Consider the following 15,785-nt stretch of genomic DNA (forward strand, 5'->3'; position numbering starts at 1 on the left):
GATTTACTCTAATTTCATCACAGTAAAACCTGCCAGTTTTAGCAACTTTGCATCTTTTTAGCACTCTTTATCCAGATCTTTATACCTTACATAAGGAAGACTCGTCACCCTTTTTAGATGATTGAAAGAATAAAGCAACCACAGAGGGTGCTTTTCGCTATTTCTACTCGTTTAAATTAAACATCTAAGTCCGTTTGTTCATTTATACTCCTTATATATAGTGATTATAAAAACCTATAACTTAAGTCCGATAGCTGTAAAAATCTTTTTAGCCTCTGGTTCAGTATTAAAAACCCAAGAAAGGTAAAAAAATAAACATACTTATTAAAAAAGAATAAAGCCAGCAAAAATTTATACTGGCTTTATTCTTTGTTTTGAAAAAATTTAACGCCAGCCTAATTCCGGGGCGATGTATTTTAGTATAGACGATAGTATATGTACATTATAGTCTACGCCCAATGTGTTAGGTATTGTTAACAGCAAGGTATCTGCTTCCTGAATTGCTTCATCCTGGGCTAACTCTGCGATGAGCTTATCCGGTTCGGCGGCATAACTCTTTCCGAAGATTGCCCGTTTATCACTTTCTATATTACCAAAGCTATCAGAACCTTTACCCTGATCTCCAAAATAATATTTATCCTGATCTGTGATGAGTGCAAAAATTGAACGGCTAACAGAAACTCTTGGCTCGCGCTGATGTCCGGCTTTTTTCCAGGCTTCTTTATATAACCTGATCTGTTCGGCTTGTTGAATATGAAAAGGTTTTCCATTTTCATCATACTTCAGGGTAGAACTTTGCAGGTGCATTCCGTTTTCGGCCGCCCAAACAGCAGTAGCATTAGATGCCGCTCCCCACCAGATTCGTTCTCTTAGTCCTTCAGAATGTGGTTCCAGACGTAATAAGCCCGGTGGATTTGGAAACATAGGATATGGATTAGGCTCTGCAAATCCAACGCCATTTAACTTATCCAGAAATTCTAAAGCTTTTTTACGTCCCATATCAGCATCTGTTTCACCTTCTTTAGGTTCATACCCAAAAGAGCGCCAGCCGTCAATAACCTGCTCCGGTGATCCTCTGCTGATACCTAATTGTAAACGTCCTCCCGAAATTAAATCCGCAGAACTGGCATCTTCCACCATATACAATGGGTTTTCATACCGCATATCGATAACACCTGTCCCAATTTCTATCTGGCTCGTTTTTGCACCAATCGCCGAGAGTAAAGGAAAAGGCGATGCCAGCTGTCTTGCAAAATGATGAACTCTGAAATAAGCACCATCCAAGCCAATTTCCTCTGCAGCAACAGCCAAATCAATAGACTGAAGCAATGTATCGCTTGCTGTACGAGCTTTATAGGAAGGATGATCGGCCCAGTGTCCAAACGATAAAAATCCTATTTTCTTCATAGATAGCATTGTTAATATTTACAATTTCAAATATACGCATCATTATCGAGTGGGTTTATACTCTTTATTATAGAAAGTGTTAATCATTTGCTAAGTTTTATCTTTTCAGGTTTGCTTATAAGCTAAGTTTTCATAATCTAAATAAAATTAATTTAACTTACTGTAATATGGCAATTTAACAATGCTCGGCTAAAATTATATAACTTATCTCATCACCTAAAGTGTAATTTTAAGATAACCTAATTATAACATTAGGCATCGTTAATTTATTAATTTAATTTGATTAAATATGAGATCCGAAAATTACTTATACACACCTGAGGAATCTGTAGATGGTTTAACTTCTTACGAGGAGCAACTTTCATTAAATTATGATGATTATCTGGATGGCAGTTTTCAGGCTGCATTAAAAGCGAGCAGACATTATGACTTAGAACTTGGAGGACTGGAAGATGATCTTGAGGATGATTTCGAATCAGAGTACGATGAAAATGATTGGGAAGAAGAGTCTTCACACAAAGACTATGCAGGAGAATATGATAAAAATGAAGAGCAACCAGGTGCTTTTATAATACTTGACTAAAACTACACAAGCAAATCTTTTTAAAGCCAATGAGATATTCTTTGGCTTTTTACTTTAATATATGTACTTTTTAGGTGAAAGCTTTTCTTGAAAAGAATGAAACAGAAAAAAATTGTAACTAATTATATGTAGCCAAAACTGATCTGTAACTAATATCCTCAAAAATGAACTAAATTTGAGATACCTTTAAAAATACATTTATGAAAAATTTTTTAATGCTTTTAATATCCGTTTTCTTTTTTGCATGTCTACAAAAAGAAAATAGGAATACTTCGCCTGAAGGGTCAAAACCGATTCTCGCAAATAAAGACAAAGAAGAAAACAAACAAACCGGAGATACTATTTATATGAATGCAACAGATAAAAATGGTGTCTTTACAGCTGAAGGTGTTTTAGATTCTATTCATCCAAAAATATATGTCAAATTTAGAAATGAAAATTTAGGTGAATTAAAAGCAGTAATTCTACCTGTTGGTGGCAAAGGAAATATTCGCTTTAACCAAATTATTTTTCCCGATAAAACCTCTGATGGGCCTTTTGGAATGGATTTAAAAATTCAACTAACACAAAAAGGAGATCATATTATTGTAATTGGACATTCGCTAATGGCTGATAATCCTTTTTGGGGTAAATTTAAAGTGCAGTTTGAGAATAAAAAAGATTAATTTATAATGTAACAGAATTATTCTCTTAAAATTCTATTCTGATTTAAGAAAGTTACTAGCAGTCCTAATTCTTTACACCTGTTTTAATTCAGCCATTTTTTACGCTTAAACCAAATTAACGGAGCAACGAAACAGATTAATATTAATACTATTGCGTAAAAATATCCATACTCCCACTCTAATTCAGGCATATTCTTAAAGTTCATGCCATAAATTCCTGCAACCAGCATTGGTAGTGAAATGCACATTGTTATAATAGTTAATGTTTTAAAAATACGATTCTGCTCCAGGTCAATTTTTGTAGAGATATAATCTTTTAAATCATCTAAGCGTTCAAAATTATTTTGAACATATTCATTAATCACGGTTAAATCGCTTAATTCTAATAAAATCGTCTCTTTAATTTCAGCACTAAGTTTTGTGCTTTTTCTAAGCAAATGTAAAATCCTCCTAAATTCGTTCAGAGATTCCTTTACAAGAAGGTTGTTAAACTTGAGGGCTGTTATTTCATTTAAACCATGTTCAGAAAAATTGTTTTCTTTCTGTAAACCGGAGTAAATTGTTTTAATATTCTTTGCGATAACTTCTGTTAAGTCTGCAAAATAATCAGGGACTATTCCAATCATCATTAAAAGAAAAGTATCAATCGTAAATGGCAGGTTTTTAATTTTATCAAAATGTTCCTGTTTTTTATTTTCAGGTATGAACTTTTCAAAATTAATATCCATGAAAGAAAACATGATTTTCTCTTTTAAAATAAATGAAACAATTACTTCTTCAATTTTATTCTGAGTTGTAAAATATGGAAATGAAAAATTAAATGCTAATTGATTTTCTTTCTCCAGATAATGAGAACTCAATTCTATATCCTCGCTATTATTTAATATTGTTGTATCAATATCAAAAAGCCTTTCAAAAGTTGTAACATCTTCTTTTTTATAATTGATAATCTGTACACTGTTAATGTAGCTCAAATCTTTAGGAATCTGGTCAATACTTTTTACTTTAACGATGTTTTTATCTTTATCTAAAAGTTCGATTATCATGAATTGTTATTTTGTTTTCGGTTGTACTTTCCTGCCAACTTAACCTTATTATACATTTAATAAATACAGCAGTTACCTCTAAGATAACTCCATTCTCTGAAACTAACAAAATAACCTTCTTAATTTATTATTCAGCCTTGATAATCTTCTCTAAAGTGTTGCAGGATTTAAAAAACTCATAAGCTCTTTTCTCTGCGTAGGAATATGTTGAATTACGGAGAGGAAAAGCACAATGTCCTCCATATTTTGGAGTTTCGAGATAAACATATGCACTGTCTTTTGCTATAGCTCTGGGATAACATCTTTCTCCCAAAAAAGGATCATCGAGAGAATTAATAATTAAAACCGGGGTGGTAATATTTTTAAGGGAAAATTCCGGGGAAACACGTTGATAATAGTCATCACGACTCGCGAATCCGTGTAGTGGAGCTGTAAAATAATGGTCAACTTCATCAAAAGAAGAAATTTTATCAATCTGATCACGGTTTATAAAATCAGGAAACTGTGCCGCTTTGTATTTGAGTTTTCTTTTAATATCAATTGTAAAATTCTTTAAGTAAACTCTGTTAAAACCTTGTTTGAGTACAGCTGCACTTGTTGCAATATGTGTGGGTACTGAAATCGAAACTGCTCCTTTTATACGCTCATCGATTTTGGTCCAGCCAAAATAATTGAGAAGCTGAACACCTCCCATGGAATATCCGATTAAATAAACTTCTTCGAATCCTTTTTGTAAAACAAACTGTACTACCTCGTCAAGGTCATCGACTGCACCATGGTGATAAAGTCTCGGAAGTCGGTTCATTTCTCCTCCACAGGTACGATTGTTCCAGGCAAAAACTGAAAAACCTTTCTGCTGAAAATAGGCTGCACAACTATTATTGTACGTTCTGCGGGAATCTCCTTCTAAACCATGACATAAAATAACTGCTTTTTTAGAGTCATTTATTATAAAATCGATATTGATAAAATCTCCATCATTCAATTCACGTTTTTCCCTTGTATATCCGGGCGCGTCAAATTTTTTAAACAAAGCAGCATAAATGGTAGAAATATGCCTATTGCGATGAATAATAGAAGGAAAATTATATTCTGATTGTTCAATTATCGGCATGACAAAAAGTTTTTACGGTGCGTACTACAAATCTAAGAAATCAATCAATAGATTACTTAAAACCGGCTTTTTATTTCATTTTCAGGAATAACGACTTAAAAGAGGTATGCTGAAAAGTTAAGCCCTCTTATCTTAAAACGATTTGTAACTGTAGTAACAACGCTATTATTGTGCTTTTATTTCGACAGTCTTATTACTTCCTAAATTGTCTGTAAAGCTTATTTTTACAATGTCACCCTGAAGATAATCAGACAAGAATAGCTTGCACAATAAATCCATTTGGTTATTTGACAAATCAAAATCGTTAATTTTCGTGATCAAATATCCGTTTTGTAAACCTAATTTTTCGGCATCAGTATTTTTGTAAACTGCGGAAATGGTGTAAGCTCCATTAATCAATTGTGTGTCAAAACCAAAAAATGGAGGTGACTGATAGGTTTGAGATGCTGAATAAGGCTTAAAGTAAAAACTTTGCTCTAAATAATCTATAGTAATAATTCCGTATTTTGCCAATCCCATACCCATCGCATTTTTATTTTTATGCTCTGATACAGATGTTACAATATCTTTGATAACGGCATTGCCAAAAAGAACAATTTTTACTTCAACCCTGTTTTCTGTACCTGTTTTTCCGGCTCCATGCAATCCGGAAGATGTAGAGCCATAACCTTCGTTTATTACCTTCGCAATACCTTTTGAATTTAATTTTTTATATCCCTCTGCTGATAACAAAAGAAACTTATCTGAACCACTGTCAAATAAAGCCGTTAGATCATCATACTGACCAAAATCCGGTTTTATAAACGGCCTGCTGTTTTCATCCAGTTTTATTTTAGATTTAAAAGCAGTATTCAAATCTAATTTTGATGCTTTGTCAGTCAGAATAATAATCTTTTTGTTAAGATCAATTTGAACAACACAATGTTTTAATATCGTACTGCCAATTATGCCATCAATATTAAAACAATCTAACATTCCTGTTTTTTTACTATCAAAAACAATGGCAACACCATCCTTAAAAGAAACCTTTCCTATACTCAAAGCCGGAACCTTTACGATCTCCTGCTGTACAGTTTTCCCTCCAACATCTGTAACGTTAACAGATCCAAATGTAGTAGCATTTATAGCTTGCTTTAAGTTATTAGAAATAAGAAACGGAGCTCCTGTATCGAACAGGAAACGTTTTGGTTCATTGTTTATTACAACTTTCACAATTACTTTTCCGCGGATATATTCAAAAGGAATCGTATCACAAAAATTACTAACTGTTATTTCACTCTTATTTATGTTTTGACTAAATACCCCAAAAGGAATTAATAAAAAAACCAGAAAATAGAATTTTATCATTGTAACTTATTTATAAATTGAATGTTACACAAACTTACACAATAACAATGTTACGCTATTATTAAATATATTTTATTTGAATCCGCATTCAAATAACGAACAATCCAGTTTTACCATTTATCTATAAAAGCTTACAAATAAAATTGATGCTTGAAAATAGATCAAATTAATTTGCTTTTTATAAAATAACCATATCAAAAAAGTTACTGTGCAAAATCATTTTTAATTAACCAGAGTTATAAGCTATTTATTATTTTAACTGAAAGTGAAAACGTCGCAACCCAACGTAAACTTGACTTAAGGCCTGTCTTTATTAACACTTCCTTAACACTATCGCTTCTGAATGTTATAGTTTTGCCAAAAACAAAAAACTATATAAATGAAAAAAATTATTTTTATTTTGATTATTTTTCTATCAGCCTTAGGCCATGCTCAGGTTACGAGCTCAGCTATGTCAGGAACTGTTAGATCAAACAAGGGAGAAGCGCTTCCGGGAGCAACTGTGGAAATCGTTCACAAACCAACCGGAACAAAGTATTTCTCTACTACAGATTTCGACGGTGGATATGCTGCGCAAGGATTAAGACCAGGAGGTCCTTATACTTTAAAAGTAACTTATGTTGGCTTTAAAACAACTGAAATTACTGACATTAACGTTGGTTTAGGAAACAACCTTACTGTAAACGTTAAAATCGAGGAAGAATCAAATGCTCTTCAGGAAGTTGTGGTTACAACAAAATCAAACGGAAATTTCAACAAAGGGAAAACTGGTGCATCACAGCAGTTTACAAATAGAGAAATTTCAGCAGTTCCGGTATTAGGAGCCCGTTCTGTAAACTCTATTACAAAGTACAATGCTAATGCTGGAGCAAATGGAACTTTTGGTGGTCAGGATTCAAGATTAAACAATTTTACAATTGACGGTTCTGTTTTCAACAACGGATTTGGTCTTGGAAATGAGTCTCAGGCTGGAGGAAGAACCGGATCAACGGCTATTTCATTGGATGCAATTGAGCAATTACAAGTAAGTATAGCTCCTTATGATATTCGTCAGTCCGGATTTTTAGGATCTGGAATTAATGCGGTTACAAGAAGTGGAACAAACGAAATCGAAGGTTCTGTTTATAACTCTTTCAGAAGTAATAAATCAAGTTTTATAGGAACTCATGCTGGTGCTGTAGATATCGTACCTGGAAAATTTAACGAAAAAGTATGGGGAGCCCGTGTTGGAGCACCAATCATAAAAGATAAATTATTCTTCTTTGGTAACTTTGAGACTATCGATAACGTAAGCCCTGCTACGACCTGGACTTCTACAGGATCTCCGCAAGGAGGAGCACAAATTTCTGCACCAACTTATACTGAAATGCAAACGCTTTCTAACTATATGAAAGATAAGTTTGGATACATTACAGGTCCCTGGGAAAATTATGATGCTACTAAAACATCTAAAAAATTCTTAACCAGAATTGACTGGAATATTAACGACAATCACAAACTTACTGCTCGTTATGTATTTCACAATTCATCTTCAGACGAGTTAACTTCTAACTCAAACTCATTAGGTTTTGGTAACAGAAGAACCAGTTCTTTGGCAATGTCTTTCAAAAATAGTGGTTATACGATCTTAGATAATACAAGATCTATCGTTGTTGAATTGAACAGTAAACTGAGCAACTCATGGTATAATAACTTTATTGCTGGTTACGACAAACAAATTGAAGACAGAGGTTTACAAGGTGGTGGATTATTCCCAACTATTGATATCAAAAATGGTTCAGCTACTTACATTTCTGTTGGTTTGGATCCTTTTACACAAGGTAACAAGCTTTCGTATTCTACATTACACTTTACAGATAACTTAACTAAAACTATCGGAAAACATTCTCTTGTTTTAGGTGCTAACTTTGAATATTTCAAATCAAGCAACTTGTTCTTCTCAGGATCAAACGGAGTTTATGTATTCAACTCTTTAGCAGATTTTTATGCTGCTGCAGATCAGTCAGTAGCTAATGGTGGTAAACCATCAACTGCAACTGCTACTTCTCCGGCTCGTTTTCAATATAGATATTCAGCTTTGCCGGGTGGTGAAGAACCATTACAGGTTTTAAAGTCTAACAAACTTGATTTATACGCTCAGGACGAATTAAAACTAAGCGACAACTTTAAACTTACAGTGGGTCTTAGAGCATCAAGAGTATGGTTTGCTGATACTGCTTTAGAAAACCCAACTGTTACTGCTATGACTTTTGCTAACGGCGAAAAATTCAATACTGGTAAAATGCCGGATGCACAATATTTATTTGAACCTAGAGTTGGTTTCAATTTAGATTTGAACGGAAATGCTTCAACAATTTTACGTGGAGGTTCTGGTATCTTTACAGGTAGAGCTCCGTCTGTATTTTTATCAAACCAAATTGGAAACAATGGTGTATTAACTGGTTTCGTAGATGTAAGTGGGGCTGCTTTGGCTGCCGGAGGATATGGTTTTACACCTAAACCTGCAGATTATTTTACTCCTGCAACACCAACTTTACCTACTACTTTTGACTTAGCTTTTACAGATCAAAAATTCAAATATCCGCAAGTATGGAAAACGACTATGGCAGTTGATCAAAAACTTCCATTTGGTTTCACCGGTACAGTTGAAGGGATAATTCAAAAGAACATCAATGCAATAAGCTATTATAATGCGAACTTTGCCAATCCTGTTGGAACTTTTGCAGGAACTGATAACAGACCAAGATATTCTCGTACTGACGTAGGAACAAGAGTAAACAATAACGTTTCAAATGCAATTGTTTTAACAAATTCTGACAAAGGATACTTCTACTCTACTACATTTAAATTAGAATATCCTTACCAAAACGGTCTTTGGGGATCATTTGCTTATACGCACTCTGAGGCTGCTGATTTAATTTCTGCAGGTTCTATTGCTTCAGGATCATGGACAGGTGCAAGATCTGTAAACGGAAACAATGATTTGGATGTTTCTATCTCAAACAACAATACACCTCATCGTTTAGTGGGAGTTATTGGATACAAAATCGAATACGGAAAAGGTTTGTTAGGTGGTTCAACATCTATCAACTTAGGATATATTGGAGAAGTTGCAAATCCTTTTACTTACGCTTATAGCGGAGATATGAATGGAGACAGAGTAAGTGGTAATGATTTAATTTATGTACCAAAAAGTGCAAGTGAACTTCGTTTTACACCTCTTGTTGTTTCCAGTACTGTTGGTGGTGTTACAACATCAAGAACTTATACTGAAGCTGAGCAAAGAACTGCATTTGATGCTTATATCGATCAGGATAAATATCTTCGTACAAGAAGAGGTCAGTATGCTGAAAGAAATGGTGCTATTTTACCAATGTTACACAGATTAGATTTATCTATCTCACAAGATCTTAACATTAAAATTGGTGGTAAAAAGAACAGTTTCCAATTTAGAGCTGATATCTTAAACTTTACAAACATGTTAAACAAAAATTGGGGAGTTACACAAAGAGCAACTAATCCAAATGTCTTGGCATTCTCTTCGGCATCGACAGGTAATGTTCCTTTTTACACTTTGGCAACACAAACAGATGCGGTTGGAAACAGATTCTTAATTAAAGATACTTTCCAGAAAAACGCTTCTACATTTGATGTTTGGCAGGCACAATTTACAATTAGATACATCTTTGGTAAATAATTTAGTTTCTGGCTAAAACCAAATAAATAATTAAAAACGGCATTGACTTTTAAGTTTAATGCCGTTTTTTTATTTTTTAATTTTACAGCTAATTTACAGTTGCTCTAAGCATAAGTCTTATTATATTGAGCCTCTTAAATACCAATACTCTGATGTCTGAAAAATATGAAAGAAGATTACATTAAACGAATTAACAACATATTACTATATATTGATGAGAATTTAGATCAGGAACTGAATCTGGAAACCATTGCCAAAATTGGATATTATTCTCCATTTCATTTACATCGGATTTTTAAAGCAATTACCAACGAAACTTTAAATGAATACATTACCCGTAAAAGAATTGAAAAAACAGCATTAATACTTTTGCACAAAAGAGAAATAACAATCTCTGAGCTTTCTTTACAATATGGATTTAATAGTAATTCTTCCTTTACCCGAACTTTTAATAAATTTTACGGCATAAGCCCTACTGAATTCAGAAAGAATAATCCAAACAAGTTTAGCAAGATTAGTAAAGCAGATAGCAAGAATGGACAAGGCTCTGCATCCTTTGACGAATATATTTGCAACATCAATAATCATAAAAACTGGATTAAAATGAAAGCAAAAATTGAAATCAAAGAAATGCCAAAATTAGATCTCGCTTATATAACCCAAATTGGCCACAAGGGAATGCAAAATGCTTATGAGAAATTAATTAAATGGGCAGTGACTAAAAGACTTTTAGAAAATAAAGACTTAAAAGTAGTTACCATTTATCATGACAGTTTTAAAGTTACAGAACCTGACAAAGTTAGAATGAGTGCCTGTATTTCACTAAAGGAAAAAGTCGACATAAGCGGTGAAATTGGGTTAACAACAATTGAAAAGGGCAAATGTATTGTGGGACATTTTGAAATTGGAATACATGAATTTGAGAAATCATGGAGTGGCCTTTTTATTTGGATGAATGAAAACGGGTATACAAAAGCTGACCGAAATCCTTATGAAATTTATTATAACAATTTTAATGAACATCCGGAAAAAATTTGCATTGTAGATTTATGTATTCCAATAGAATAACAAGAAACTCTATGATATTTAAAGAAATAATAGTGTCAATAATTGCTGCTGCAATACTTTCAATATTAATGACAGGGCTAACATTTACGATCACTAGAAAGTATAACTATAAAGAAAAACCGGAAATTAATTCAACCCAAACAACAACGTATACAATAAGATTCTAAGAGTGATTTGTAGACATAAAAAAAGAGTACAATTAAGCACATCGTGTTTAATTATACTCTTTTTATCCAAAAAACAGTCTGAACCAGACTATAGATCAATTAGTAAAAAAGGATCGGTATCAATATAATTTTTGTTTAAAACCAGTTTTTTAATAGTCGGAATATCTTTTTGTTTAGAGCTAATATTTCCATTCAACGCCTGACTCAGCAACATTTCTCTTGCATCTCCTAAAGGAAAAATCTCCATTTCCTGCAGCTCATTCGATTCAACAGTTGGTTTTATACCTGCGGCATAATTTCCTTCATCATGAACATTAAAGAGTTTATAAATAACCGGATACAAAACCCAGCCCTGTTCACCTGAAATTCTATCATCTTCTATGGCAAAACCAGCAACATCTTTACCAACTGTTTTGTCGCCAATAACGATAACTTTCATATAAGGCTTCAAATTATTTATGATTATTTCAGAGGCTGATGCGGTATGATTGCCACTTAAAACATATAATTCCTGGATTGGTGGATGAACTGTTCGTAATGCATCAAAATTGGTCTGAGTTTCATTCATTTCCAAAGCCTCTTTAAACGTCTTCGTTACCAGTCCGCCATTTTTATTTCCTTTAAATTTAATAAAGACATCATTTGGTTTAATATTCGGGGCCAGAATAATACTTAAAGCTGCCGCAGAGGATACATCTCCTCCTCCATTGTACCGTAAATCAACAATTACTTTGGCAACCGACTGATTTTGAAATTCTTTAAAAACAGAAAGAAAAGAAGCTGCCAGACCAATATCAAAATGAGGAATTTCGATATAGCCCACTTTTTGATTATTGTATGAAATGATATTATGTTTTATTGATTTCGAAAAGGTGAAACCACGTGACACTTCTGTTTCTTTAAAAGCTGAGAATCCTGAAACTGAAGAATATTGTGCTAATTGTAATCGTATTTTATCTGAATTATTAAGATTAGCATATAGGTTTTCAAAATTTTGACTGTTTAACAATACACCGTTTATGGCCTTGATAAACTTTCCTCTTTTTAAACCGGAACGTTCTGCTGGCGAATCAGACAAAACATATAAAACAACACCGTAAGTTTGATTTTCAAATTCAACAAAAGAAATATCAAAGCCATAATTACTCCTTATGCTTTTAGGAAATGTTTCGGGTAATGCTACATTCACTGCATATGAAAAACGATCTTCTTTTTGCAATAATGTTTTAAAATAATCTTTAGCATTCAAGGACAAATCAGTATCCTCTGGCAAATTTTCATTCCAGAGATAATACTTTTTCATTTGCTCCAATATCCAGCTGTTTGCATATTGATTTGTTCCTTTTTCATACACTACCGGAGTATCTTCAGTCTGGCAGGATTGAAAAAAAAGAATACTGAGAAAAAAAACAGTAAAGAAAAAGTGGTGTTTTTTCATTTTTTGTATTTACACATTAAAAAACTAATTCCGGATAAGACTTTTTAAAAAGTAAAATAATCGGTCAAATTAATATTACCTTCTACACCTGAAAAAACATTTCCAGTTGCTTTTTCATCCAGAACAATAAGCTTTGATTTGTTATTTTGTAAAACCATTTGAAAGGTCACTTTTTTATCAGAAACGTACGAATCAGTAGTTCCGTGTTTTACAATTTCTACATTGACAATAGGCGGTGAACTAAACGGAAGTTCTAAATAAGAACTAAAAGTACGATTCGTAATGTTTTGAGATATTCCCAATACATCTCCGTTTGTTTTTTTAATTATAGCATCCAGAGATCCTGTGTAACCGCTTTTTGAATATAAATTGACTGATGGAAATATAAACCTGAATCCTACACGGTTGGTTGCTGATAATTTTCCGGGTTTCGATGATAATACATTCCCAATCCATACATTTTCTTTTGTGTAAAAGGAAAGTGTGTCAAGCGGTTTAGCATTTGTAAAATTATAGGATTGCAGCACCTCTTTGGTCTTTTTATTAATAACATCTATTTTTTTTGAACTGTTATCATAAAATACAAACTCGTAATTGTTCTCTATTTTTTTCACAAAAGCATTACGCTTGTCTATAACAAGTAATTTGCCATTTAATGAAATCTGGATTGAATCCTGTAATGCATTGTATCCTTTTATCACAACTTTACCTGCCTTTTGTGGTTGATAAACCGGAATTAAATCATCATTGGCACAGGCTGTAGAAATAACAGCAATAATCAAAAAAAGAATTCCTATTTTAATTGTCTTTGACATGGATTGTAAATACTAAATTATTTAAAATGGTTTTGACGTTTATATCCTGACCGATATATTATTTTTTAATGAATTTTATTTTTTCTGTCAATTTTCCATTTTCTATGACAAGAAAATAAACTCCTGACTGTAAATTATCAACAGCAATACCAGCCTCATTGTATTTTGATTCTTTAACTAATAATCCTACTGTATTGTATACTTTTAGCTTTAGATCTTCAGCGATTACCGCATCACTTAATTGCAGGTTTAAATAATTTTCGACCGGATTTTGTTTTAAAAATGTTTTGTTTTTTCCTGCAATATCATCAATACCTAAGGATGTAGCTGTAATTGAAACTTTATCTATTTCGTACCCTACATTGAGTGTATTAGAATTTAAAAAAGCAAAATATACTTTAGATTTTCCTGCAAACTGAGAAATATCCAGCACATAATCCTTAAACAAAACATCCAGAAGATTATCATTTGTTCTAATCATATTTAAGGCTCCAATCTGGGTAAAAGAAGCTATATCTGTATTCGTTGTAGAGGCATATACATATAAATTATCAGTTTCATCAAATATTGCTTTTTGCGCATTTACAATTAGTTGTATGCTTCCTCCGTAAAATGACAAATCCATTTCTGGCGTGATAGCCCAGTTTTTTTGTTCAACTCCAAGAGGTGAACCACTCGCCATATCAATATTGTAAGTTCCTAAAATTTTGTAAGTTCCATCAGCTACTGCTCCATTTCCGTCGATCTGAATGTTGGTACGTGTAATCCAGTTTACGGCATCGCCATCTGCATCAACCAAGGTCCAGTCTGATACATCTGCGTCATCAAAATCATCTTCCCAAATTGTAAATTGTGCTGATGCAATTCCGGAAATAAGCATAAATGCCAATACAAGTAATTTTTTTTTCATTTTTTAATGTTTAAAAGAGACTGTCTAAAGAGTGAGAACAGAAGCATACTTTGTTATCATAATGGTGAGCCACAACAGAGCAGATAAAAAGTATACAGAGCTGTTCTACTCTTCAAAAAAAAAACATATAAACACACTCTTTAGACAGTCTTTGTTATTTATTTAATTTATAATGCTATTAGAAATTATTAAATTTTGTCCAAGTATTTGTCCAGTTAGCTTCTGTTTTGAATGCTCCTGTAGCTCCTGTAAAATCTAATGTTCCGTTGTTAAAGAATGGCTGAGCCAAACTCCATGGTGTTGCAGGGTTTGCAGTAGATGTTCCGTTTCCGAAACCTAAAGCTGTACCAGCTGGCAATACTGTATTTGTAAATCCGTGAACAGAGATTGCACTCCATGTAGAATTAGCAGGTAATGAAGGGCTTTCCCATCTAATTCCTGTTACGTATCCTGTTACTGTTACATTGTTAAGGCTAATTTGACCTAATCTGCGTACGTGGATCGCATTTTCGTAAAGAGCAGCATCTGTAGGAGAACTATTTCCAATGATTGATAATTGAGAAATTACCGGTCTTGTAATAATTGCTGTACTTGTTCCTGTAGCGTTGTTGTCTAATTCGATACCATTTGAGTCAGGGCTTGTTCCGCTTAAACTGTGTGAAGAGTTTCTGTCAGCTATCGCAATTGCTTTAGTGATAGAACCTGTGTAACCAAAGTCAAAATCAAAATTATCATCGTCTGGTGCAAAAGAAACTAAGTGACTTGCGTTTACAGTTCCTCCAAAAAATTCAAATGAATCGTCTCTTCCGTAAGAAACCTGTACGTGATCGATTGTAGTACCACTACCAACTCCACCTAATGTTAAACCATTGATTTCAACACCTGTATCAGCATCTAAAATACGTCCTGCAAACTCGATACGAACATAATTCAAAGAACCTCCGTTGTGTAGATTGTTTGTACCTCCGTAATAAAAATCAGAAACATTAGGCTGATCTCCCAAACCTTCAATAACGTTTGTAACAAGACCTGTATTAACCTGTGCGTCTCCCAAGATTACTAAACCTCCAAAATCCCCAGGTGTAGCACCAGTTGCGCTGTTTCCGTCTAAAAGGTTGTAACTTGTAAAAATAATAGGAGATTCTGCAGTTCCTTGAGCATCAATCTGACCTGTTTTAGTAATTACTAATACTCCTGTAGCAACTCCAGGAGCTAAAGGTTTTGCTTTAATAAATGTACCTGGTTCGATTGTTAATTTAGCACCAATTACACGTACTACACCACTAATTTCCCAAACTCTGTCGTTTGTCCAGGTCGTATTAGTTGTAATGTTTCCGCTTACTGTTTGTACCGGGGTTGGGTAACCAGCATAGTCTGCACTCGCAGATTTCATTGCAAAAGATGAATCCGCTACAGCGTCATCATTTTGGCATGAGTTAAAGAACATAATTGCAATCGCTAACAAAAAAACTTTTTTCATGATTATTGAATTTTGATTACCTTTGCTGCTAATTTTCACATTAAGAGG

At 33.4% G+C, this 15,785-nt stretch carries 12 protein-coding genes; 4 read left to right on the forward strand and 8 right to left on the reverse strand.

Going from position 1 to position 15,785, the window contains the following annotated elements:
* Positions 1 to 384 precede the first annotated feature (384 nt).
* Positions 385 to 1,407: an LLM class flavin-dependent oxidoreductase gene (locus A4F88_RS24120; protein WP_068845598.1), complete on the reverse strand. Its 1,023-nt coding sequence runs from the start codon at positions 1,405 to 1,407 to the stop codon at positions 385 to 387.
* Between the two features lie 289 nt (positions 1,408 to 1,696).
* On the opposite strand from A4F88_RS24120, the gene A4F88_RS24125 reads away from it, so the two are divergent.
* Both A4F88_RS24125 and A4F88_RS24130 read left to right on the forward strand, forming a co-directional pair.
* Positions 1,697 to 1,990: a hypothetical protein gene (locus A4F88_RS24125; RefSeq protein WP_068845599.1), complete on the forward strand. Its 294-nt coding sequence runs from the start codon at positions 1,697 to 1,699 to the stop codon at positions 1,988 to 1,990.
* Positions 1,991 to 2,190: 200 nt separating this feature from the next.
* On the forward strand, positions 2,191 to 2,655 hold the full coding sequence (locus A4F88_RS24130; RefSeq protein WP_068845600.1) for a hypothetical protein: 465 nt from the start codon (positions 2,191 to 2,193) through the stop codon (positions 2,653 to 2,655).
* A gap of 83 nt (positions 2,656 to 2,738) precedes the next feature.
* Here the strand turns inward: A4F88_RS24130 and A4F88_RS24135 are convergent, their stop codons facing one another.
* From A4F88_RS24135 to A4F88_RS24145, 3 genes are all read right to left on the reverse strand, one after another.
* On the reverse strand, positions 2,739 to 3,701 hold the full coding sequence (locus A4F88_RS24135) for a CorA family divalent cation transporter (RefSeq protein WP_082815845.1): 963 nt from the start codon (positions 3,699 to 3,701) through the stop codon (positions 2,739 to 2,741).
* A gap of 127 nt (positions 3,702 to 3,828) precedes the next feature.
* On the reverse strand, positions 3,829 to 4,815 hold the full coding sequence (locus A4F88_RS24140) for a YheT family hydrolase (RefSeq protein ID WP_068845605.1): 987 nt from the start codon (positions 4,813 to 4,815) through the stop codon (positions 3,829 to 3,831).
* Positions 4,816 to 4,980: 165 nt separating this feature from the next.
* Positions 4,981 to 6,162 carry an aspartyl protease family protein gene (locus A4F88_RS24145; RefSeq protein ID WP_068845607.1) on the reverse strand — a complete coding sequence of 394 codons (1,182 nt, stop codon included), beginning with the start codon at positions 6,160 to 6,162 and terminating at the stop codon, positions 4,981 to 4,983.
* Between the two features lie 379 nt (positions 6,163 to 6,541).
* Between A4F88_RS24145 and A4F88_RS24150 the strand changes: the two genes are divergently transcribed.
* Positions 6,542 to 9,859: a TonB-dependent receptor gene (locus A4F88_RS24150; RefSeq protein ID WP_068845609.1), complete on the forward strand. Its 3,318-nt coding sequence runs from the start codon at positions 6,542 to 6,544 to the stop codon at positions 9,857 to 9,859.
* A 165-nt stretch (positions 9,860 to 10,024) separates the two neighbouring features.
* Entirely contained in the window at positions 10,025 to 10,927 is a 903-nt protein-coding gene (locus tag A4F88_RS24155) for an AraC family transcriptional regulator (RefSeq protein ID WP_068845611.1), read from the forward strand.
* A 255-nt stretch (positions 10,928 to 11,182) separates the two neighbouring features.
* Here A4F88_RS24155 and A4F88_RS24165 read toward each other — a convergent pair whose 3' ends face one another.
* From A4F88_RS24165 to A4F88_RS24180, 4 genes are all read right to left on the reverse strand, one after another.
* Positions 11,183 to 12,532: a S41 family peptidase gene (locus A4F88_RS24165; RefSeq protein WP_068845617.1), complete on the reverse strand. Its 1,350-nt coding sequence runs from the start codon at positions 12,530 to 12,532 to the stop codon at positions 11,183 to 11,185.
* 44 nt (positions 12,533 to 12,576) lie between these two features.
* Positions 12,577 to 13,347, reverse strand: coding sequence for a hypothetical protein (locus A4F88_RS24170; RefSeq protein ID WP_068845619.1), 771 nt, complete (start codon positions 13,345 to 13,347; stop codon positions 12,577 to 12,579).
* A 58-nt stretch (positions 13,348 to 13,405) separates the two neighbouring features.
* Positions 13,406 to 14,257, reverse strand: coding sequence for a T9SS type A sorting domain-containing protein (locus A4F88_RS24175; RefSeq protein WP_068845621.1), 852 nt, complete (start codon positions 14,255 to 14,257; stop codon positions 13,406 to 13,408).
* Between the two features lie 178 nt (positions 14,258 to 14,435).
* The gene (locus A4F88_RS24180; RefSeq protein ID WP_068845622.1) at positions 14,436 to 15,737 is read right to left on the reverse strand and encodes a hypothetical protein; all 1,302 of its coding nucleotides are present in this window, start codon (positions 15,735 to 15,737) and stop codon (positions 14,436 to 14,438) included.
* Between the last annotated feature and the right edge of the window lie 48 nt (positions 15,738 to 15,785).

Origin of the sequence: Flavobacterium chilense (genome assembly GCF_001602525.1) — a bacterium.
Lineage (GTDB): Bacteria > Bacteroidota > Bacteroidia > Flavobacteriales > Flavobacteriaceae > Flavobacterium > Flavobacterium chilense.

Excerpts from the sequence above, each read along its gene's own strand:
- A4F88_RS24120 (WP_068845598.1), bottom strand. The coding sequence starts at position 1,407 with ATGAAGAAAATAGGATTTTTATCGTTTGGACACTGGGCCGATCATCCT.
- A4F88_RS24125 (WP_068845599.1), top strand. The coding sequence starts at position 1,697 with ATGAGATCCGAAAATTACTTATACACACCTGAGGAATCTGTAGATGGT.
- A4F88_RS24130 (WP_068845600.1), top strand. The coding sequence starts at position 2,191 with ATGAAAAATTTTTTAATGCTTTTAATATCCGTTTTCTTTTTTGCATGT.
- A4F88_RS24135 (WP_082815845.1), bottom strand. The coding sequence starts at position 3,701 with ATGATAATCGAACTTTTAGATAAAGATAAAAACATCGTTAAAGTAAAA.
- A4F88_RS24140 (WP_068845605.1), bottom strand. The coding sequence starts at position 4,815 with ATGCCGATAATTGAACAATCAGAATATAATTTTCCTTCTATTATTCAT.
- A4F88_RS24145 (WP_068845607.1), bottom strand. The coding sequence starts at position 6,162 with ATGATAAAATTCTATTTTCTGGTTTTTTTATTAATTCCTTTTGGGGTA.
- A4F88_RS24150 (WP_068845609.1), top strand. The coding sequence starts at position 6,542 with ATGAAAAAAATTATTTTTATTTTGATTATTTTTCTATCAGCCTTAGGC.
- A4F88_RS24155 (WP_068845611.1), top strand. The coding sequence starts at position 10,025 with ATGAAAGAAGATTACATTAAACGAATTAACAACATATTACTATATATT.
- A4F88_RS24165 (WP_068845617.1), bottom strand. The coding sequence starts at position 12,532 with ATGAAAAAACACCACTTTTTCTTTACTGTTTTTTTTCTCAGTATTCTT.
- A4F88_RS24170 (WP_068845619.1), bottom strand. The coding sequence starts at position 13,347 with ATGTCAAAGACAATTAAAATAGGAATTCTTTTTTTGATTATTGCTGTT.
- A4F88_RS24175 (WP_068845621.1), bottom strand. The coding sequence starts at position 14,257 with ATGAAAAAAAAATTACTTGTATTGGCATTTATGCTTATTTCCGGAATT.
- A4F88_RS24180 (WP_068845622.1), bottom strand. The coding sequence starts at position 15,737 with ATGAAAAAAGTTTTTTTGTTAGCGATTGCAATTATGTTCTTTAACTCA.